The sequence below is a fragment of the Brevundimonas sp. A19_0 genome (assembly GCF_017744255.1).
Classification (GTDB): domain Bacteria; phylum Pseudomonadota; class Alphaproteobacteria; order Caulobacterales; family Caulobacteraceae; genus Brevundimonas.
Genome location: NZ_JAGHQP010000004.1, coordinates 49,560 through 69,891, shown reverse-complemented (window position 1 = coordinate 69,891; position 20,332 = coordinate 49,560). Strand labels below are relative to the sequence as shown.

20 protein-coding genes are annotated in these 20,332 nt (G+C 67.9%); 13 read left to right on the top strand and 7 right to left on the bottom strand.

Annotated elements, in window-relative coordinates:
* Positions 1–375: 375 nt before the first annotated feature.
* The 11 genes from hemE to J7346_RS05885 all read left to right on the top strand — a co-directional run bounded on the left by hemE (position 376) and on the right by J7346_RS05885 (position 10,743).
* Positions 376–1,410, top strand: coding sequence for a uroporphyrinogen decarboxylase (gene hemE / locus J7346_RS05935; protein ID WP_209118743.1), 1,035 nt, complete (start codon positions 376–378; stop codon positions 1,408–1,410).
* Positions 1,410–2,471 (top strand): ferrochelatase, encoded by a 1,062-nt coding sequence (gene hemH, locus J7346_RS05930; protein ID WP_209118741.1) that lies wholly within the window; start codon positions 1,410–1,412, stop codon positions 2,469–2,471. The genes hemE and hemH overlap by 1 nt, the downstream gene beginning before the upstream one ends.
* The gene (locus tag J7346_RS05925; protein ID WP_209118739.1) at positions 2,468–2,938 is read left to right on the top strand and encodes a CopD family protein; all 471 of its coding nucleotides are present in this window, start codon (positions 2,468–2,470) and stop codon (positions 2,936–2,938) included. Before hemH ends, J7346_RS05925 begins: the two co-directional genes overlap by 4 nt.
* A gap of 235 nt (positions 2,939–3,173) precedes the next feature.
* Positions 3,174–4,574 carry a transcription termination factor Rho gene (gene rho, locus J7346_RS05920; protein ID WP_209118737.1) on the top strand — a complete coding sequence of 467 codons (1,401 nt, stop codon included), beginning with the start codon at positions 3,174–3,176 and terminating at the stop codon, positions 4,572–4,574.
* A gap of 112 nt (positions 4,575–4,686) precedes the next feature.
* A complete protein-coding gene (locus J7346_RS05915; RefSeq protein WP_209118735.1) occupies positions 4,687–4,911 on the top strand; it encodes a DUF6489 family protein in 225 nt (74 codons plus the stop codon).
* Between the two features lie 7 nt (positions 4,912–4,918).
* A complete protein-coding gene (gene mnmE / locus J7346_RS05910) occupies positions 4,919–6,238 on the top strand; it encodes a tRNA uridine-5-carboxymethylaminomethyl(34) synthesis GTPase MnmE (protein ID WP_209118733.1) in 1,320 nt (439 codons plus the stop codon).
* A 64-nt stretch (positions 6,239–6,302) separates the two neighbouring features.
* Positions 6,303–8,159, top strand: coding sequence for a tRNA uridine-5-carboxymethylaminomethyl(34) synthesis enzyme MnmG (gene mnmG / locus J7346_RS05905; protein WP_245157682.1), 1,857 nt, complete (start codon positions 6,303–6,305; stop codon positions 8,157–8,159).
* Positions 8,160–8,212: 53 nt separating this feature from the next.
* Positions 8,213–8,785 carry a 16S rRNA (guanine(527)-N(7))-methyltransferase RsmG gene (gene rsmG, locus J7346_RS05900; RefSeq protein WP_209119003.1) on the top strand — a complete coding sequence of 191 codons (573 nt, stop codon included), beginning with the start codon at positions 8,213–8,215 and terminating at the stop codon, positions 8,783–8,785.
* A complete protein-coding gene (locus J7346_RS05895) occupies positions 8,769–9,593 on the top strand; it encodes a ParA family protein (RefSeq protein ID WP_209118729.1) in 825 nt (274 codons plus the stop codon). The genes rsmG and J7346_RS05895 overlap by 17 nt, the downstream gene beginning before the upstream one ends.
* A gap of 26 nt (positions 9,594–9,619) precedes the next feature.
* Positions 9,620–10,513 (top strand): ParB/RepB/Spo0J family partition protein, encoded by an 894-nt coding sequence (locus J7346_RS05890; protein ID WP_209118728.1) that lies wholly within the window; start codon positions 9,620–9,622, stop codon positions 10,511–10,513.
* A 26-nt stretch (positions 10,514–10,539) separates the two neighbouring features.
* Positions 10,540–10,743, top strand: a complete 204-nt coding sequence (locus J7346_RS05885; protein ID WP_209118726.1) for a hypothetical protein — start codon at positions 10,540–10,542, stop codon at positions 10,741–10,743.
* Positions 10,744–10,770: 27 nt separating this feature from the next.
* Here the strand turns inward: J7346_RS05885 and holA are convergent, their stop codons facing one another.
* The 7 genes from holA to J7346_RS05850 form a co-directional block, all read right to left on the bottom strand.
* Positions 10,771–11,823: a DNA polymerase III subunit delta gene (holA, locus tag J7346_RS05880; RefSeq protein WP_209118724.1), complete on the bottom strand. Its 1,053-nt coding sequence runs from the start codon at positions 11,821–11,823 to the stop codon at positions 10,771–10,773.
* A 6-nt stretch (positions 11,824–11,829) separates the two neighbouring features.
* On the bottom strand, positions 11,830–12,339 hold the full coding sequence (lptE, locus tag J7346_RS05875; protein WP_209118722.1) for an LPS assembly lipoprotein LptE: 510 nt from the start codon (positions 12,337–12,339) through the stop codon (positions 11,830–11,832).
* The gene (gene leuS / locus J7346_RS05870; RefSeq protein ID WP_209118720.1) at positions 12,336–14,897 is read right to left on the bottom strand and encodes a leucine--tRNA ligase; all 2,562 of its coding nucleotides are present in this window, start codon (positions 14,895–14,897) and stop codon (positions 12,336–12,338) included. Before leuS ends, lptE begins: the two co-directional genes overlap by 4 nt.
* Positions 14,898–15,013: 116 nt before the next feature.
* Positions 15,014–15,472 (bottom strand): DUF3576 domain-containing protein, encoded by a 459-nt coding sequence (locus J7346_RS05865; RefSeq protein WP_209118718.1) that lies wholly within the window; start codon positions 15,470–15,472, stop codon positions 15,014–15,016.
* Positions 15,473–15,660: 188 nt separating this feature from the next.
* Positions 15,661–16,221 (bottom strand): DNA-3-methyladenine glycosylase, encoded by a 561-nt coding sequence (locus J7346_RS05860; protein ID WP_245157681.1) that lies wholly within the window; start codon positions 16,219–16,221, stop codon positions 15,661–15,663.
* On the bottom strand, positions 16,218–16,670 hold the full coding sequence (locus tag J7346_RS05855) for a MaoC family dehydratase (RefSeq protein ID WP_209118714.1): 453 nt from the start codon (positions 16,668–16,670) through the stop codon (positions 16,218–16,220). Before J7346_RS05855 ends, J7346_RS05860 begins: the two co-directional genes overlap by 4 nt.
* Positions 16,667–17,659, bottom strand: a complete 993-nt coding sequence (locus tag J7346_RS05850; protein WP_209118713.1) for a threonine/serine dehydratase — start codon at positions 17,657–17,659, stop codon at positions 16,667–16,669. Before J7346_RS05850 ends, J7346_RS05855 begins: the two co-directional genes overlap by 4 nt.
* A 91-nt stretch (positions 17,660–17,750) precedes the next feature.
* Between J7346_RS05850 and glpK the strand changes: the two genes are divergently transcribed.
* Both glpK and J7346_RS05840 read left to right on the top strand, forming a co-directional pair.
* Positions 17,751–19,259, top strand: a complete 1,509-nt coding sequence (glpK, locus tag J7346_RS05845) for a glycerol kinase GlpK (protein ID WP_209119001.1) — start codon at positions 17,751–17,753, stop codon at positions 19,257–19,259.
* Positions 19,256–20,332 carry a phosphotransferase family protein gene (locus J7346_RS05840; protein ID WP_209118711.1) on the top strand — a complete coding sequence of 359 codons (1,077 nt, stop codon included), beginning with the start codon at positions 19,256–19,258 and terminating at the stop codon, positions 20,330–20,332. Before glpK ends, J7346_RS05840 begins: the two co-directional genes overlap by 4 nt.

The following is a 20,332-nucleotide window of genomic DNA, read 5'->3' as shown; positions in this document are numbered from 1 at the left end:
GTGCAGGACCGGACCGGATTCCCGGCCGGATGTCCCCCGGTCGCCGGACGCGCCAAAGTCCTCTGGGGAAAGGTTAATGAGATCTTAATCCGGGCGCAGACGGTCCCCGGCACGCGCCCCTCGCCGAAGGCCCGCCCGTTAAGGATTGGTTAAGGATTATCCCCGGTTTCTACAGGGTCTGCACAGGGGCCCCTCATCCCGCGCCACCTCCTGTGGGAAGGCCCGCCCGCCCGCGCTTTCACGGTCGAACTATCCCCGTCGTCCCCGGCCCTATCTGCTATCTTCACTTTCAGGATTCCTGAATGAGAAGAAGAGAAGAGAAGCGGGGCATTTCGTCCGCTTGAGGTCGGGCGCTTCCCGGCCTAAAGCCGCTCCATGACGGATACGCGCTTGCTCAAGGCCCTGAGGGGCGAGGTCACCGACCGCCCTCCGGTCTGGTTCATGCGACAGGCGGGTCGCTACCTGCCCGAATATCGCGAGTTGAGGGCTACGACGCCCGGCTTCATCGAATTCTGTCTTGATCCGGAGAAGGCCGCCGAGGCCACGCTGCAGCCTATGCGCCGCTTCGGTTTCGATGCGGCCATTGTGTTTGCCGACATCCTGTTGATCCCGCGTGCCCTGGGCCAGAAGGTCTGGTTCGAGGCGGGCGAGGGGCCCAGGCTCGGCGCGCTTCCGGATCCGGCCGCCATGCGCGACCTGGCAGCGGGGGCGGGCGAGGCCCTGTCGTCAGTCGGCGAGACCCTGTCGCGGGTTCGCTCCGCCCTGGACCCCGAGCGGACCCTGATCGGCTTTGCCGGCGCGCCCTGGACGGTTGCCACCTATATGCTGGACGGCGAGAGCCGCTCGATCGGCAAGGGGGAACGCGCCCAGGCCCGCAGCTTCTATTACCGGGACCCGGAGACGGTTTCAGCCGTTCTGGATATATTGGTGGAGTCGACGGCCCACTATCTGAAGATGCAGGCCGATGCCGGCGCCCAGGTGCTCAAGATCTTCGAGAGCTGGGCCGAGGGCCTGCCGGACGATCTGTTCGAGACCCTGGTGCTCGCGCCGCACCAGAAGCTGGTGGCGCGGGTCCGGGAACTGGGCGTGACCGTGCCCCTGATCGGCTTTCCGAGGGGCTCTGCCGCCCTCGCCGAACGCTATGCGCGGGAATGCGATGTGCAGGCGGTCGCCCTCGATACGGCCTGCCCGCTCGAGGTCGGTCACCGGGTGCAGGCGATCAAGCCGATCCAGGGGGCGCTGGATCCCCTGCTGTTGCGCGCCGGCGGTCCGGCCCTCGACCGACGGGTGGACCAGCTGATGGAGGCCTGGGGGCAGGGGCCGTGGATCTTCAACCTTGGCCACGGAATCCTGCCGGATGTGCCGATCGCCCATGTGGAGCAGGTGCTGAAGCGGATCGGGGCGCAGTGATGGGGTCGGCGACGGGTCAGGGGCGGCGTATCGCCGTCGTGCTGTTCAATCTGGGCGGGCCGGACGGGCCGGACTCGGTCAGGCCCTTTCTGTTAAACCTGTTCAATGATCCGGCGATCATCGGCCTGCCGGGCCTGTTCCGGACGGCCCTCGCCCGGCTGATCTCCAGCCGCCGGGAAAAGAGCGCCCAGGCCAACTATGCCTTTATGGGCGGGGGATCGCCGCTGTTGCCCGAAACGCGGGCCCAGTCCGGGGCTCTGGAAGGGGCGCTCGCCGACCGCCTGCCGGCCGATGACATCCGCACCTTCATCTGCATGCGTTACTGGCATCCGATGACCGCCGAAGTGGCCGCCGAGGTTGAGGTCTTTGCCCCGGACGAGATCGTGCTTTTGCCGCTCTATCCGCAGTTTTCGACCACCACCACGGCCTCGTCGCTGAAGCTGTGGCACGAGACCTATCGCGGCCCCGGTATCAGCCGCACCATCTGCTGCTATCCGCAGGCCGGCGGCTGGGTCGCGGCCCAGTCCGATCTGATCCGCAAGGGACTGGCGAAGGCGGGCGAGGCGCCGGTCCGGGTGCTGTTCTCGGCCCACGGCATCCCCGAATCGCTCGTCACGAAAAAGGGCGATCCCTATGCCGAGCAGGTCGAGGCCGGGTGCCGCGTCATCGCCGAGCGTCTGGGCCTCGGCGACTGGAGCCTGTGCTACCAGAGCCGCGTCGGGCCGATGAAGTGGCTGGGCCCGTCGACGCCCGAGGCGCTGGAGCAGGCGGCGAAAGACGGCGTCGGCGTCGTCCTCGTCCCGATCGCCTTCGTCTCGGAGCATATCGAGACCCTGGTCGAGCTGGACATTGAGTATGCCGAACTGGCCCATGAGACCGGCATCCAGCCCTATATCCGGGTGCCGACCGTCAGCGTCGCCCCGGCCTTCATCACGGGGCTCGCCGAAGGTGTGATCGAGGCTCTGGATCGAACGGGCACGGCGCCCTACGGCCCGGGGTGTCAGTCGAACTGGAAAGCCTGTCCCTGCCGAGGGCGAGCCGTCGAGGGAGCTGCCGCATGAACGCCTATGATCTGGCGCGGGGCCTGCACATCCTCGCCGTGATCGCCTGGATGGCCGGCCTGCTGTTCCTGCCGCGGCTCTATGCCTATGACGCCGAACAGGCGGGCAAACCCGAGCCGCTCCGCTCGGAGATGCGGGGCCTGCTGCGGGTCTGGCAGAGGCGGTTGCTGAAGATCATCCTCAACCCGGCCATGATCGCCGCCTGGGCCTTTGGCCTCTGGCTGTTCTGGCTGCGCAGCGGCGAGGGCGCGGACTGGAGCTTCGCCCATCAGTCGTGGATGCTGGCCAAGATCGCCGGCGTCTTCGCGCTCAGTGGCTGGCACGGCTATCTATCGGCCGAGTTCCGCCGCATCCAGGCCGGTACCTCGGTCCGCACCGGGCGCTTCTGGCGCATGACCAATGAAGTGCCCTTCGTCATCGCCGTCGTCATGGTGCTGTCCGTGACGCTGGAGTGGGGGACGCGCTAGGCGCCCCGCCCCCCGGAACTTGGCCCGGGCTTGACCCGGAGCGGGCGGCGTGGTTTCCGTGATCTTGAGCCGCCCCACCGGCGGTGCCCGTCTCCTCTCCCCATTTGCCCAGTCCCCGTCGCGTGAGCGACCCTGCAGATGGCGGAGCCTTCCTTATGGCCGTAAGGCCTTGAAACTATTGGCGTTTTTCTTCTGCGGGGTGGTCCTGCGGGAGGCAGCGCCTGTGTGAGTTCCCATGAGCGACACCTCCGAGACCCCTGAATCGCCTGAGACCGACGTCCTGCCCGCAGAGGACGCGCATGCCGAGACGCCGGCCACCGAGGTTGATGCGTCCGACGAGGATGAGGACGACGGCGAGTCAATCGTCCCCTCGGGCCGCATCACCCTCGCCGAGCTGAACGAGAAGACGCCGGCCGATCTGGTCGCCTTCGCCGAACAGCTCGAGGTCGAGAACGCCTCCAACCTGCGCAAACAGGACCTGCTGTTCGCCATCCTCAAAGCCCTGGCCGAGGAAGAGGTCGAGATCATCGCTGACGGGGTCCTCGAGATCCTGCCCGACGGTTTCGGTTTCCTGCGCAGCCCCGACGCCAACTACCTGCCCGGTCCGGACGACATCTATGTCTCGCCCTCGCAGATCCGCCGCTTTGGCCTGCGGTCGGGTGACACCATCCACGGGGCCGTCCGCGGTCCCCGCGAAGGTGAGCGCTATTTCGCCCTGCTCAAGGTCGACACGATCAATCTGGAAGACCCGGAGACGGTCAAGACCAAGGTCCTGTTCGACAACCTGACGCCGCTCTATCCGGAAGAGCGGCTTCACATGGAAATCCAGGATCCGACGCTCAAGGATCGCTCGGGCCGTGTGATCGACATCGTCGCCCCGCTCGGGAAGGGCCAGCGCTGCCTGATCGTGGCCCCGCCCCGGGTCGGCAAGACGGTCATGCTGCAGAACATCGCCAAGTCGATCGAGGCCAACCACCCCGAGGTCTTCCTGATCGTGCTGCTGATCGATGAGCGGCCGGAAGAAGTGACCGACATGCAGCGGACGGTGAAGGGCGAGGTCGTCGCCTCGACCTTCGACGAGCCCGCAAGCCGCCACGTGGCCGTCGCCGAAATGGTGATCGAAAAGGCCAAGCGGCTGGTCGAGCACAAGAAGGATGTCGTGATCCTGCTCGACTCCATCACTCGTCTTGGCCGCGCCTACAATGCGACCGTCCCGTCGTCCGGCAAGGTGCTGACCGGCGGTGTCGACGCCAACGCCCTGCAGCGGCCCAAGCGCTTCTTCGGCGCGGCCCGGAATGTGGAGCAGGGGGGCTCGCTGACCATCATCGCCACCGCCCTGATCGATACCGGAAGCCGGATGGACGAGGTGATCTTCGAAGAGTTCAAGGGCACCGGGAACTCCGAAATCGTCCTGGACCGAAAGGTCGCCGACAAGCGTATCTTCCCGGCGATCGACGTGCTCAAGTCCGGCACCCGCAAGGAAGATCTCATCACGCCGAAGGATCAGCTGGCCAAGACCTATGTCCTGCGCCGCATCCTCAATCCGATGGGCCCGCAGGACGCGATCGAATTCCTGCTCGACAAGCTGCGCCAGTCCAAGAACAACTCGGACTTCTTCCAGTCGATGAACACCTAATCTGGCCCTATCGCCTCGCACGCGGTGCGAGGCTACTTGAGGGCGTGTTTCACGTGAAACGTCCTCATGCAGCGAGGTTCCGCGAACCGAGCGGCAGGACGAAGGAGACTTCATGAAGGTCAATATCGAGATCGACTGTACCCCCGCCGAGGCGCGCGCTTTCATGGGTCTGCCCGATGTGACGCCGCTGAACGAGGCCATGGTCTCGGAGATGCAAAAGCGCATGTCGGACAATATGGCGGCTATGCAGCCGGAAGAGCTGATGAAGACCTGGACCGGCTTCGGCCTGCAGGCCCAGGAGCAGTTCCGTCGCATGATGGAAGCCGCGACCAAGTGAGCGTGCGGTGACGGACACCGTCTTTGCTCTGGCGACACCGCCGGGCCGGGGGGCGGTGGCTGTCATCCGCCTGTCCGGGCCCGACTGTGACCGCGTGCTCGCCGACCTCGTTGCGGGTTGTCCCCCGGTCCGCAAGGCCATGGTGCGGAATCTTCAATACGAGGGCCGAAAGCTGGACCAGGCGCTCGTGCTGCGGTTCAAGGCCCCGAACAGCTACACCGGCGAGGACTGCGTCGAACTGCACCTCCACGGAGGACGGGCGGTGGTTGAGGGGGTCAGCGACGCCCTCGCTGGCTTGGGCGTGCGGCCGGCCGAGCCGGGGGAGTTCACGCGTCGGGCCTTTGAGAACGGCAAGCTGGACCTGACCCAGGCCGAGGCCGTCGCCGACCTGATCGACGCCGAAACCAGCGAACAGACGGCGCAGGCGCTCGGTCAGCTGGGCGGGGCGCTGGCGGGTGTCTATGCGGGCTTCCGGCGGGACCTGCTGACGGCTCTCGCCCTCGTCGAAGCCGAGATCGACTTTCCCGATGAGGACGTCCCTGATGCCTTGGCTCAACGTGCGGCGCCGGTGTTGTCCGCCCTGGAGGGCGATCTGGAGGCGGCCCTGGCCGATGGTCAGCGCGGCGAACGGATCCGCGACGGCTACCGGATCGTCCTGATCGGCGAGACAAACGCCGGGAAGTCCTCGCTGTTCAACGCTCTCGTTTCAAGGGAAGCCGCAATCGTGACGCCGATCCCCGGCACCACGCGCGACGTGCTGGATGCAACCCTGACCCTCGGCGGCTATGCTGTGACGCTCTCGGATACGGCGGGGCTCCGCGAGAGCGACGACCCGGTCGAGGCCGAAGGCGTGCGCCGCGCCCGGGCCCGGGCCGAGGCTGCCGACCTGCGTCTCTGGGTGGTCGCGCCGGGCGATCCGGTCGACGGGCCCGCTCTCGACCTGGTGCGGTCCGGCGACCTCCGGGTGTGCACCAAGGCCGATCTCGGCCGCACCGACTGGCCGGAAGGCGGGGTGGACATCCAGTCGCTTGTCGTCTCGCCCACGGATGGGAAGGGCATGGATCAGCTCGATGGCTGGTTGGCGGAGCGCCTGGCCAGCGATCTGAGTGGCGGCGATTTCCCGGCCCTGACGCGGGCCCGGCACCGCAGGCGGCTTCAGGACGTACTGGCCTCCGTGCATGCGGCGCAGGGGCGCCTGTCCTCTGCGCCCGAGCTCGCCGGGGAAGATCTTCGGCGCGCCGCCGACGCCCTGGCCCGCATCACAGGCGAGATCGGCGTCGAAGATGTCCTGGGCGAGGTCTTCTCCACCTTCTGCATCGGCAAATAGTTTCACGTGAAACAATGCGGGCCTGTGGTGGCGAAGGGGCCGGTTTTGGCCTATGTGGCAGCCCATGAAGCGTTTTGACGTCATCGTCATCGGGGGAGGGCACGCGGGCTGCGAGGCCGCGGCGGCAGCCGCGCGCGCGGGCGCCCGGACCCTGCTCCTGACCCAGCGGCTCGACACAATTGGCGAGATGAGCTGCAACCCGGCCATCGGCGGTCTGGGCAAGGGCCATCTTGTCCGAGAGATCGACGCCCTTGACGGCATCATGGGCCGCCTCGCCGATGTCTCCGGTATCCAGTTCCGCATGCTGAACCGGTCCAAGGGGGCCGCGGTTCAGGGACCCCGCTCGCAGATTGATCGCCGCCTGTACCGCGAGGCCATGCAGGCGGAACTCGCCGCCACCACCAATCTCGAACGTATGGCCGGCACGGCCCACCGCCTGCTCATGGAGGGCAAGCGCGTGATCGGGATCGAGACCGAGGCGGGCGAGACCCTCGGCGCCGCGGCCGTGGTCCTGACGACCGGCACCTTCCTCAACGGCGTCATCCACCGGGGCGATCAGCGCATTCCCGCCGGGCGCCATGGGGAGGCGCCCTCGACCGGGCTGGCCGCAGACCTGCATGCTGCCGGCCTCGCCCTCGGTCGACTGAAGACCGGCACGCCCGCGCGTCTGGACGGCCGCACCATTGCCTGGGACCGGCTGGAGATGCAGCAGGCCGACGCCGAGCCTGTGCCCTTCAGCTTCCTGACTGACCGGATCGCCGTGCCCCAGATCGCCTGCGGCATCACCCATACGACCGAAGAGACTCACCGGATCATCGCCGAGAATCTGGGCGAGAGCGCTGTCTATGGGGGGCACCTGTCCGGCCGGGGTCCGCGCTACTGCCCTTCTATCGAGGACAAGGTCGTCCGGTTCGCCGACAAGACCAGCCACCAGATCTTCCTCGAGCCCGAGGGCCTGGACGATCCGACCGTCTATCCGAACGGCATTTCCACCTCGGTCTCGGACGCGACCCAGGATGCCTTCCTGCGCACCATTCCGGGCCTCGAGGTGGTCCAAGTCATGCGCTACGGCTATGCGATCGAATACGACTATGTCGATCCGCGCGAGTTGCTGCCTACGCTGGAGGTCAAGGCGCGACCGGGCCTCTATCTCGCCGGCCAGATCAACGGCACGACCGGCTATGAGGAGGCGGCGGCCCAGGGTTTGATGGCCGGTCTGAACGCCGCCCGCGCGGCTGGCGGGCAGGACGCTGTGATCCTGCGCCGCGATCAGGCCTATATCGGGGTGATGATCGACGATCTGGTCACACGGGGTGTGACCGAGCCCTACCGCATGTTCACCAGCCGCGCCGAGTATCGCCTGAGCCTGCGGGCCGACAATGCGGACCGTCGCCTGACGCCTCTGGCCATTGAGCTGGGCCTGGCCGGAGCCGAGCGCCGCCGGGCCCACGAGGCCAAGCAACGCCAGCTCGACGAGGCCCTGACCTGGGCAACGCAGACCCGCTTTACGCCGGGCGAGGCGAACAAGCTCGGCGTACGGGTCAATGCCGACGGGCAGCGTCGGTCGGTGAGGGACCTTCTGGCCTATCCGGGCGTCACCCTTGATCAGTTCCGCCCGGTCCATCCGGGCCTCGACGACTGGAGCCCGGCCGTCCGCGAGCAGCTGGCCATTGAAGCCACCTATGCCGGCTATCTGGATCGCCAGTCCGCCGACGCCCAGGCCCTGCAGCGCGAGGAAGGGCTCAGCCTGCCCGCCGATCTGGACTATGCTGCGCTCGGCGGCCTGTCGTCCGAGGTGCGCGAGAAGTTGGCCCGCATTCGCCCCCTGACTCTCGGTCAGGCCTCTCGCATTGAGGGGATGACGCCCGGCGCGCTGACCGCCCTGCTCGCCCATGTGAAAAAAGGCCGGGTGGCCGCGTGACTGTCAGTACGGCCGAGGCGTTTCAGGCCCGCACCGGGGCCACCGACGCGCGTATGGACGACCTGCGCCTGTTCCTCGACCGCCTGACCGAGACCAACCAGGTCATGAATCTGGTCGGACCGGACACCCTCCCGGACTTCTGGTCGCGGCATGCCTGGGACAGTGCCCAGCTCCTCGAGCTGGAATCCGGGGCGCGGACCTGGGCCGATCTGGGGGCAGGCGCCGGCTTTCCCGGTGTGATCCTGGCCATACTGTTGAAGGACCAGCCGGACGCGCATATCTGGCTGATCGACAGTTTGGGCAAACGCTGTCGTTTCCTGTCGGCCCTCGTCACGGAGCTGAATCTCCCCGCAACCGTTATCCATGGGCGGGCCGAAGAACAGTCGGTCACCGTGGAGCGGGTCACGGCCCGCGCGGTCGCCCCGCTTGAGCGCCTGCTCGGTTATGCACAGCCCTATATGGATAGGGGTGCACAAGCGGTGTTTCTCAAGGGGGAACGGGCCGAGGAGGAGTTGCGCCAGGCCCGTAAATCCTGGAAATTCGACGCTGAGCTGAAGCCCTCGCTGAGTGACGCGCGGGGCCGTATCGTCCGCATCGGGAGCCTCCGCCGTGTCCGTCCTCTCTGAGACCAAACCCGGGCCGCGCGTCCTCGCGGTATCCAACCAGAAGGGCGGTGTGGGCAAGACCACGACCGCCATCAACCTCGGCACGGCGCTGGCCGCCATCGGTGAGTCCGTGCTGATCGTCGACATGGACCCGCAGGGCAATGCCTCCACCGGCTTGGGTGTTTCACGTGAAACGCGCAGGGTGACCATCTATGACGTCGTGACCGACGGTAGGGCCGTGGCTGAGGCTGCGGTCGAGACGGCCGTACCCGGCCTGCACATCATTCCGGCCGACCCGGACATGTCCGGCGTGGAGATCGAGCTGAGCCAGGCCGATCGCCGCTCTTTCCGCCTGCGCGACGCCCTGTCGGCACACGCCCGCAGCGGTCAGACCCGGTATGACTATGTCCTCATCGACTGCCCGCCGTCGCTGAACCTGCTGACCCTGAACGCCATGGCGGCCGCGGATGCCGTGCTCGTGCCGTTGCAGTGCGAATTCTTCGCGCTGGAGGGCCTGAGCCAGCTGATGAAGACCATCGAAATGGTCCGCCACAACCTCAATCCCCGGCTGGAAATCCAGGGCCTGGTCCTGACCATGTACGATCGGCGGAACGCTCTGTCGGGTCAGGTCGCGAACGATGTGCGCGCCCACTTCGGCGACAAGGTCTATGACGCTGTCATTCCCCGGAACGTACGGGTGTCCGAGGCGCCGTCCTATGGCAAGCCTGCCCTGATCTACGATCTGAAATGCGCCGGCAGCCAAGCCTATCTCAAGCTGGCGCGCGAGGTCGTGAAGCGGGAGCGGTCGCGCCGTTTGGCTGCCGCCTAAGTCACTGATAAGAAAGAACAAATAGAGTGTCTGAACGTCAAAGAGGTCTGGGGCGCGGTCTGTCGGCCCTGCTGGGCGAGACGGTGGCCGAACCCGTGTCGGTGTCGGGCGAGGGGGCGCCGGCGGGCGTACGCCTGCTGCCGGTCGAGATGCTCAGCCCCAATCCCGACCAGCCCCGGAAACAATTCACGCCGCAGGACCTTGAGGAGCTGACCACCTCGATCCGCGACCACGGCCTGCTTCAGCCCATTCTGGTGCGCCCCTGGCCGGGCGAGACCGACCGCTGGCAGATCATCGCCGGCGAGCGCCGCTGGCGGGCGGCCCAGGCGGCGCGCCTGACCGAGGTCCCGGTCATCGAGCGCAGCATGGACGATGTCGAGGTGCTCGAGGTCGCCATCATCGAGAACGTCCAGCGCGCCGACCTCAATCCGATGGAAGAGGCCAGCGCCTATGCCCTGCTGATGGAGCGTTTCGGTCGCACCCAGGACGCCGTGGCCGGCGTGGTCGGCAAGAGCCGCAGCCATGTGGCCAACACCCTGCGCCTGATGCAGCTGCCGGCCGCGGTGCAGGACCATGTGATGGCCGGTCGCCTGACCGCCGGCCATGCGCGCGCCCTGATCACCGCCGCCAACCCGGTGTCGCTGGCCGAAGAGGTCCTGGCCAAGGGGCTGAACGTCCGCCAGACCGAAATCCTCGCCCGTCAGAGCAATGAGGGACCGCGTCCGGAACGCAGTGCCAGCCGCGCCGGTGGCGGCGGGTCCGACAGCTCGGCCGATATCGAGGCCCTGCAACAGGATCTGGCCGATGCGCTCGGCATGAAGGTCGATCTGGTCGACCGCAACGGCAAGGGCGAGCTGACGATCCGCTATGCCAGCCTCGAACAGCTGGACGAGCTCTGCCGCCGTTTGATGCGGTCCTGATCGCCGGGCGGTGCCAGGGTGGTGCCATGACCGACACCCCTGACGCTCCGACCCCTTCGAATCTGACTGCGGAAGCCATGAAGCGGGCTCTGGCCGCCAAAAAGGCTGGAGGACCGGGCGCAACCACGTCCGGTGGCTTCAAGCCGGGACAGCATGAGGAAAAGCGGGTCGCCCGCCAGAACGCGGCGGCCAACAAGCCCGCCTTCCGCAAGGCCTCGAAACGCGGCTAAGGCGCTGAAATAAATAGCAATCTATGCCTAGAGGCCCAGTCTGCGGGCCCGGGCGGCGATCTCCAGAAACAGCCGCTCGGTGATCAGCCGGTCCGGCAGTGCGGTCGTCTTGGTCCGCACCTCGGCCAGTGCCACGGCCTCGGTCACGTCCTGAAGGTCCCGCTGCGACCAGACCTTCACCTGACGCAGAATCTCGGCCTCCTGTTTCCAGAAGACACCAGCGGACTTGGCGGCCTCTCGTGCACCCTGACCTCCGGCGATCGCCGCCGAGATCCGGCGCAGGCGGCCCAGATGCTGGCCTGCGGCGCGCACGGCGGCCACGGCGGCCTCGCCTTCGGCAAAGGCGCGGCGCAGCGCGCCCTGACAGGCCGCGGCCTTGCCGCCAAAGGCCTGCTGGGCCGCATCCTGGAACGAAGCCTGGGGCTCGACCCCCAGATGGGCCTCCAGCTCCGCCTCATCGATCTGCCGACCCGAGCCCGGCCCGATATAGAGGATCAGCCGCTCCAGCTCCTGTCGCATCAGGCCGCGCTCGCGCGGCAGGCGCGACACGAAATGATCCAGCGCCTCACGCGTCAGGCTGACATTGTCCGCCTGCAGGGCTTCGCGCGTCATCCGCGCGACGTCGCCCGTCTCGTCCTCATAGCAGACGATGCCCACGGCCCCGGCCTGGCCCTCGGCGGCGCGACGCAGGGCCGAGTCGCGGCCCAGATTGCCCGCCTCGATTACCCAGACGGCGTCGGGATTGAACTGGCCGTCGGTGTGGGCCTTGACCAATGCCGCCAGCGCCTTTTCCTGCGGCACCCGTTCGCCGCCCAGCCTCAGGCGCACCAGACGGCGCCCCCCCATCATCGACAGGGCGGACAGGGCGTCTTCCAGCCGGCCGTCATCGGCCTCGACATCGCTTTCGGTCAGCAGGGAGACGTTGAAGGGGTCGTTGAGATCCGGCGTGACGGTCTTGCACAGCCGTTCGGCCCGTTCGCCGACGCCCGATCGGTCCCGGCCGTGGATCAGGGCGACCCGCACCGACGGGTCGGGAGACTTCAGAAACCGCTCGATCTCCGGGGCCTTGGAGAGTTGCATGTCCCGTCAGGGCCGCGCGGGGCCGGTCGGGCCCATGGCTCGGACCAGCGCCAGCCGGATTCGCTGGGCCAGGGCCTCGGCCGCGCGGTCCTCGGCGTCCTGCTGGGCGGCAATGGCGGCATAGGGCTGGTCGGCCGCGGCATAGGTGACGGTGACCGTCTCCTGTCCTGTCAGGGCCTCGCCGCCGGACGCAGGGGTCAGGGACCAGTCGCCGACCAGGGTCAGCTCATAGCGGGCCGCGGTATCATCGATTCGGCGGCCCAGCGGGCGTCGCGACGGCTCCAGCGCGACCGCCAGCCGCCAGGCCGGAGCCGCCGAGCGGTCGAACAGCAGGGCGTCTTCCATCCGCTCGCGAAGGCGATAGCCCAGCCGCGAGTCCGGGGTCTGGACCTCGACCCGCGACAGCCCGGCCATGGCCGCCTCGCCATAAAGCGGGGTGAAGCCACAGGCCGACAAGGCCACAAGCGCCGCGGCAACCACGGCCAGCCAGGCGAGGCGTACGCCGCAGCCGCTCATCCCGCCACCAGATTGACGATGCGATCAGGCACCACGATCACCTTCCGGACCGACAGACCATTGGCCTCAAGGTAGGCCTGCACCGCCGGATTGGCCAGCGCCTCGGCCTCGACGGCCTTCGGATCGGCCCCGCGTGCCATGGTGATCTCGCCGCGTTTCTTGCCGCCGATCTGGACGGGCAGGGTCAGCTGGTCATCGGCCGCCAGCGCCGGGTCCCATTCGGGCCAGGGGGCGTCCAGAACCATTCCGCTTTCGCCCAGCGCGCTCCAGCATTCCTCGGCCAGGTGCGGTGTGAAGGGCGCGATCAGACGGGCAAAAGCCGACAGAGCCTCGCGCCGCGCCGCGCCGCCCGCACCGGCATGGGCGCGCAGGGTCGACAGGAAGCCGTACAGCTTCGCGATGGCCGAGTTGAAGCGGAAGCCCTCGACCCCTTCGGTGACAGCCTTGATCGCCTTGTGCGTCTCGCGGCGGAGGGCCTGGTCGACCTCGCCCTGATCGGGCGCGGCACCGTCAAATCCGTCGAATTCGGCCCAGACGCGCTGGACGAAGCGGCCGGCGCCTTCCAGACCGCCGGTCGTCCACTGGACGTCCCGCTCGGGCGGGCTGTCCGACAGCACGAACAGACGTCCGGCATCGACGCCGTGGCTGTCGAGGATTTCCTGCGGCGCGACCACATTCTTCTTGGACTTGGACATCTTCTCGATGTCGCCGATCGACAGGGTTTCGCCGGTCGACAGACGGCTCGCGACCCGCTTGCCGTCCACGGTCTCCAGCCGGACATCGGTCGGCTCGACCCAGGCCCCGGCTTCGGTGCGATAGGTCTCGTGAACCACCATGCCTTGCGTGAACAGGCCGGCGAAGGGTTCCTTCACCGACAGCATGCCCGCGTCCGACAGGGCGCGGGTGATGAAACGCGCGTACAGCAGGTGCAGCACCGCGTGCTCGACACCGCCGATATATTGATCGACCGGCAGCCAGTGGTCGGCGGCATCGCGATTGATCGGCGCCTCGGCCTTCTGATCGGTGAAACGGGCGAAATACCAGCTGGAATCGACAAAGGTGTCGAGCGTGTCGGTCTCACGCACCGCCTCGCCGTCGCAGGACGGGCATTTGACGTGCTTCCACGTCGGGTGGCGATCCAGCGGATTGCCGGGCTTGTCGAAGGTGACGTCCTCGGGCAGCACCACCGGCAACTGGTCGGCCGGCACCGGCACGGCGCCACAGGCCTCACAGTGGATCACCGGGATCGGGCAGCCCCAGTAGCGCTGGCGGCTGACGCCCCAGTCGCGCAGGCGATAGAGGGTCTTGCCCTCGCCGGCTTCGGCAGCCTCGACCCGGGCGATCACCTCGGCCTTGCCCTCCGCGATCCCCTTGCCGTTCAGGAAGTCCGAGTTGAACAGCGTCCCGGGGCCTGTATAGGCCTCGTCCCCGACGTCGAAGCTGTCGTCGGCGCCCTCGGGTCGCACGACCGGCAGCACCGGCAGATCATATTTCCGCGCAAACTCCAGATCCCGCTGGTCGTGGGCCGGACAGGCGAAGATCGCGCCCGTGCCGTATTCCGACAGGATGAAGTTGGCGATCCAGACCGGGATCTCCGCCCCGGTGAAGGGATGGCGGACCTTCAGGCCCGTATCGCGGCCGATCTTTTCGGCCTGTTCGATCTCGGCCTCGGAGGTGCCGCCCCGGCGGCATTCCGCGACGAACTCGGCCACGGCCGGATCGGCGTCGGCCAGCTGCTTCGCCAGCGGATGGTCGGGCGCCAGGCCGAGGAAGGAGGCCCCGAATAGGGTGTCGGGCCGGGTGGTATAGATTTCGATGCCATCCTCGAACCCGGCCGGGGGCGTCCCGGCAAAGGCCCAGGTCATCTGCAGGCCGCTGGACCGTCCGATCCAGTTCTCCTGCATGGTGCGGACCTTGTCGGGCCAGCGATCCAGCGTCTTCAGCCCGTCGATCAGATCGTCGGCATAGTCGGTGATCTTCAGGAACCACTGGTTCAGCTTGCGCTTCTCGACCACGGCCCCCGAGCGCCAGCCGCGCCCGTCGATCACCTGCTCATTGGCCAGGACCGTGTTGTCGACCGGGTCCCAGTTGACCACCGAGTCCTTGCGATAGACCAGACCGCGCTTCAGCAGCTCGAGGAACCAGGCCTGCTGCTTGCCGTAATAAGCCGGGTCGCAGGTCGCGAACTCGCGCGACCAGTCCAGCGACAGGCCCAGCAGCTTCAGCTGGTCGCGCATGGTGGCGATGTTGGACCAGGTCCATTCGCCGGGGTGCACGCCGCGCTCCATGGCGGCGTTTTCGGCCGGCATGCCAAAGGCGTCCCAGCCCATGGGGTGCAGGACCTCGAATCCCCGGGCCCGTTTGAAGCGGGCCACCACATCGCCCATCACATAGTTGCGCGCATGGCCCATGTGGATGTTCCCCGACGGGTAGGGAAACATCTCGAGCACATAGTATTTGGGCTTGCCGGTCGGCGTAACCGGTGTGGTGAAGGCGTCCGCCTCGCGCCAGCGGTCCTGCTGGCGGGGTTCGGCGGTCTTGGGGTCGTATCGGGCCACGCGGAAGAGGGCTCCTTGAACGAGCCCGGCGCGGGCCGGGCCCGGATGCGTCGGTCGGGAAGGACGGCCCCGGCAGGGCCATCAGGTCGGGCAGGCGGAGCCGAGGCTCCGCCGGATCAACGGGCGTCGGCCAGGTTGAGCTGGCGCGCGCGCGTCAGGATGGCGTTCTCGAGGTCCGTCTCGGTCTGCGGATCGACCGGAGCGGCCACCCACTGGCCATCGGCGCCGCGCACCTGCTTGACCACGGCCACGTTCAGGGCGTCGGCCCGAAGTCGCGTGTCGAGGATGAAGACGGTCGCCTTGAAGCGCTCGTTCGGCGCCGCCGGATCGGAATACCAGTCATAATTGATCACGCCGCCCCACGGGTCGGCGCTCGACAGCGGCATGAAGCTCAGCGTGTCCAGCGAGGCGCGCCACAGATAGGCGTTCACGCCGATACCGACGGAGGCCGCTTCGGCATCGGACGAATTGCCCGATCCGCCGACGAGCGGAATGGAACTGCATCCGGCCAGCGCCAGGCTCGATGCCATCAGGACCATTGCTGCGCCGCGAACCACAGCCGACTGGGTGGCCATTCAGGACTCTCCGTTCAGATTCAACCTCATGGCCCCCGGACAGGGGCGCATACGTCTGCGCGAACCCCTCGGATCCGCACCTGTCCGTCCTATAGCACGGGGAAAAGGGGCAAACACAAGGCAAAGGCCGTATCTGCGCCTCCGAGCCGGGAACTCGCCTTCCGGAAGGTACGGGAGGCCCCGGCCGCTCAGGTCCGGAACGGACGGCTGAGGAACGGCGAGCCTGCCACGCCGAAGCGCCACGGCGTCTCCGCTCCCTTGGTGATGCCGATGCGGGGGCCGATGGCGAGACCGGCGGGGGGCGGGCCCGGTTCGAGCACGAAGGGCGGGGCATCCAGCGGGGCGTGGTCCAGCGCCTTGTCGATCGCCAGCGCCTGACACAGCTTGCCAGGACCCGAGCAGAGGTTTCGCGGGTCGGCGGTGCCGCGCCGCCCAGCCATGACGTCCTCGCCGTCGGTCGGCTGCAGTGCGCGGATCAGGACGGCGCTGCCCGGCCTTGCCCGGTCACAGACGATGTTGAAGCACCAGTGGGCGCCGTAAATCCGGTAGACATAGGCCCGGCCGACGGGGCCGAACATGGCGGCGTTGCGGGGCCGGGGGCCACTGAAGCTGTGCGACGCCGGATCGGCCGGATCATAGGCCTCGGTCTCGACGATGGTGCCGCCGACACCGTCGACCAGCAGCCGCGCCCCGATCAGGTCACGGGCGACCTTGACCGCATCGCGCGCCAGCCAGTCGGTCAGGTTCAAGCGACGACCTGCATCCCCAGCCATTCGGCGATCAGGGCCGGTTTGTCGCCGCCCTCGATCTCGACGGTCAGCTCGTGCTTCAGCAGCCAGCGGCCGCCGCCCTTGTCCTCGGCCGACAGAAGTTTGAACCGGCCGCGCACCTTCGATCCGGCGGGCACGGGGGCGAGGAAGCGCAGCTTGTCGAAGCCGTAGTTGACGCCCATCACCACGCCTTCCAGCGGCTTGACCGCATCATAGGACATGGCCGAGGCGAGGCTGAGGGTCAGAAACCCATGGGCAATGGTGCCGCCGAACGGCGTGGCCTTGGCCGCTTCCGGGTCGACGTGGATGAACTGTTCGTCCTCAGTGATCTTCGCAAAGGCGTCGATGCGGGCCTGGTCGACCTCGATCCAGCGGGAGACCCCCACTTCGTTGCCGATCAGGGATTGCAGGTCACTCGGCTTGGTCATGCAGGGGCTCCAGGCGTGAAACGATCCTCGATGATGGCGGCAAACAGGGCTGGGTCAATGTTTCCGCCCGAGAGAACGATGGCCGTGGTGCGGCCCGCCGCCTCGACCTTGCCCGCCAGCAACGCCGCCAGCGACACCGCCCCGCCCGGCTCGACCACCAGTTTCAGGGTGCGGAAGGCATAGCGGACGGCCTCGGCCACCTCTTCGTCGGTGACGGTGAGGGCGCCGGCCAGACGCTGGTTGATCGGGAAGGTCAGTTCGCCGGGACGGTCGCTCATCAACGCATCGCAGATCGAGGGCGCGGCCCCCGGCGGGAAGGTGACCCGCTCGCCGACCTCGAGCGAACGACGGGTGTCGTCATAGGCGGCGGGCTCGATCGCGAAGACCCGGGTTGCGCCCGACCGCTCGGCAAAGGCCAGGTTGATCCCGGCGATCAGCCCCCCGCCCGAGGCCCCGCACAGCAGCTGGTCGATGGGCGCATCGGCCTGTTCGAGGATTTCCAGTCCGGTCGTGCCCTGGCCCTCGATGATGAAGGGGTCGTCGAACGGCCGGACCAGCACACTGCCGCGCGTGCGGGCGATCTCTTCGCCGATGGCCTCGCGCGATTCGGTCCAGCGATCGTATGAGCGGACCTCGCCCCCGAAAGCGATCACGCCCTCGACCTTCACCCGGGGGCTGTCGGCGGGCATCACGATGAGGGCCGGAGTGCTCATGCGGCGGGCGGCGGCGGCCACGGCCTGGGCATGGTTGCCGGAGGAGTAGGCGACCACGCCGCGGGCCTTTTCCTCGTCGTTCAGGCGGCTGATGCGATTCCAGGCACCGCGGAACTTGAAGGCCCCTGCGACCTGCAGCGTCTCGGCCTTGATCAGCACCCGCCCGCCCAGACGATCATTCAGCGCCGGGCTCTCGATCAGGGGGGTGCGCACGACAACGCCGGCGATCTGGCGGGCGGCGTCGAGGACACCGGAAAAGGACGCTGTGTGGGTCATGGCCGCATCTAGCGCGGCTTGCGGGGGCATGGCGAGGGGCATCCCGCTTGCCTCGCCCGGCGTCCGTCGTCACTAATCCCCCATGAGCCGGATGATCCTCTCCATCGACCAGGGCACGACCTCGACCCGGGCCATCGCCTTTGAGGTGTCGGACACCGGAGCCTTTTCGGCGGCGGCCGTCAGCCAGATCGAACTGCAGCAGCATTTCCCCAAATCCGGCTGGGTCGAGCACGACGCGGGCGAGATCTGGACCGCGACCCTGCAGACCTGTCGCGAGGTAATCCGCAAGGCCGGGGGGATCGACCGCTTTGCTGCCATCGGCATCACCAACCAGCGCGAGACGGCCGTGCTGTGGGATGCTGAGACCGGCGAGCCGCTGCACCACGCCATCGTCTGGCAGGACCGGCGCACGGCCGACGTCACCACGGCGCTGGCGCGCGCCGGCCATGAGCCGGCGGTGCAGGGGCGCACCGGCCTGATTCTCGACCCCTATTTCTCGGCGTCGAAATACGCATGGCTGCTGGATGCGGTGCCCGGCAGCCGCGAGCGGGCCGGGGCGGGCGCGGCGAAGCTGGGCACGATCGAAAGCTGGCTGGTCTGGAAGCTGACGGGCGGCCGGTCGCATGTGACCGATGCCACCAATGCCGCGCGCACCAGCCTGATGGATCTGGGCACCCTAGGCTGGCAGGCCGATCTGGCCGGGCTGTTCCGGGTGCCGATGGAGGCCCTGCCGGAGATCCGCGGCTGCGCGGATGCGCTCGGCGACTGTGACCCGTCGCTGTTCGGCCGGGCCCTGCCGGTGCACGGCGCGGCGGGCGACCAGCAGGCGGCGCTGGTGGGTCATGGCGCGCTGCAGCCCGGGGATGCCAAGATCACCTATGGGACGGGCGCGTTTCTGGTCGCCAATGTGGGGCCCGAGCCCGTTATTTCGACCAACCGCCTGCTCGGGACCCTGGCTTATTCCGTGAACGGACAAACTGCCTATGCGCTGGAGGGATCGATCTTCTCGGCCGGGTCCGCGATCCAGTGGCTGCGCGACGGTCTGGGTGTGATCAGCCAGTCGCGCCAGTCCGAGGCCATGGCCCAGAGCCTGCCGGACAATGGCGGGGTCTATCTGGTGCCGGGCTTTACCGGGCTGGGCGCGCCCTGGTGGTCGCCCGAAGCGCGCGGCACCCTGACCGGCCTGACACGGGATACCGGACCGGCCCATCTGGTGCGGGCGGCCCTGGAAAGTCTGGCCTATCAGACGCGGGACCTGCTGGATGCGCTGGCCGCCGACGGCGCGCCCCGGCTGGCGCGGCTGAAGGTCGACGGCGGGGTGACCGCCAATGCGCTGGCCATGCAGTTCGTGGCCGACATCTGCGAGGTCGAGGTGGAGCGCCCGGCCTTTCAGGAGATGACCGCGCTGGGGGCCGCCAAGCTGGCGGCACTGGGCGTCGGCCTGATCGACCGGCTGGACATTCCGCCCATCGAGACCCCCGCCGTCTGGCATCCCCGCATGGATGGCGCGACCCGCAATCGCCTGCTCGACGGCTGGAAGGGCGCGATCCGCGCCACCCTGGCCGCCGCCGAAACCGCCGCTGAACCGGAAACCGCATGACCGACCCGACCCTCGACCCCCAGTCCGCCTTTTCCGGTACGCGCGAGGTCGATCCCCGGCACGCGCTGGACGAAGCCACCCTGGACGCCTGGTTGGCCGAACACGTCGAGGGCTATCAGGGCCCCCTGACGCTCCGCCAATTCAAGGGCGGGCAGTCGAACCCGACCTATGAGCTGACCACGCCCGGCCGGACCTATGTGCTGCGCCGCAAGCCGCCGGGCGTTCTGCTGCCCAGCGCCCATGCGGTCGATCGGGAATTCCGGGTGATCTCGGCCTTGCATGCCCAGGGCTTCCCCGTCGCCCGACCCCATATTCTGTGTACGGACGATAGCGTCATCGGTTCGATGTTCTATGTGATGGACAAGGTCGAGGGCCGGGTGTTCTGGGACCTGAAACTGCCCGATCTGTCACCGGCCGAACGGCGCGCCATCTATGAGGCCCAGACCGATACGCTGGCGGCCCTGCACCGGTTCGATCCGGAGGCCATCGGCCTGTCGGACTATGGCAAGCCGGGCAACTATTTCGCCCGTCAGGTCGGCCGCTGGACCAAACAGTATCAGGCGTCCGAGATCGACACGATCGAGGCGATGGACCGGCTGATCGCCTTCCTGCCCGAAAGCCTGCCGCCGGACGGGCCGACGCGGATCGTGCACGGCGACTTCCGCCTCGACAATATGATCCTCGCGCCCGACCGGGCCGAGGTGCGGGCCGTGCTGGACTGGGAGCTGTCGACGCTGGGCGACCCGATGGCGGATTTTTCCTATCTGCTGATCGCCTGGGTGATTCCGGCGACCCTCAGAAACGGTCTGGCCGGGGCAGATCTGGAGGCGCTGGGCATTCCGTCGGTCGAAGAGACGGTCGCGCGCTATGCCGAGAAGACCGGAACGGCGGGGCCGGCCAATCTCGACTGGCTGTTCGCCTATAATCTGTTCCGTCTGGCCGCCATCTGTCAGGGGATCGCCGGGCGGGTGCGCGACGGCACCGCCGCCAGCAGCCACGCCCGGACCATGGCCGCCCAGGTCGGGCCGCTGTCGGACGCGGCCTGGAGCTTTGCGAAAAAGGCCGGCGCCTGA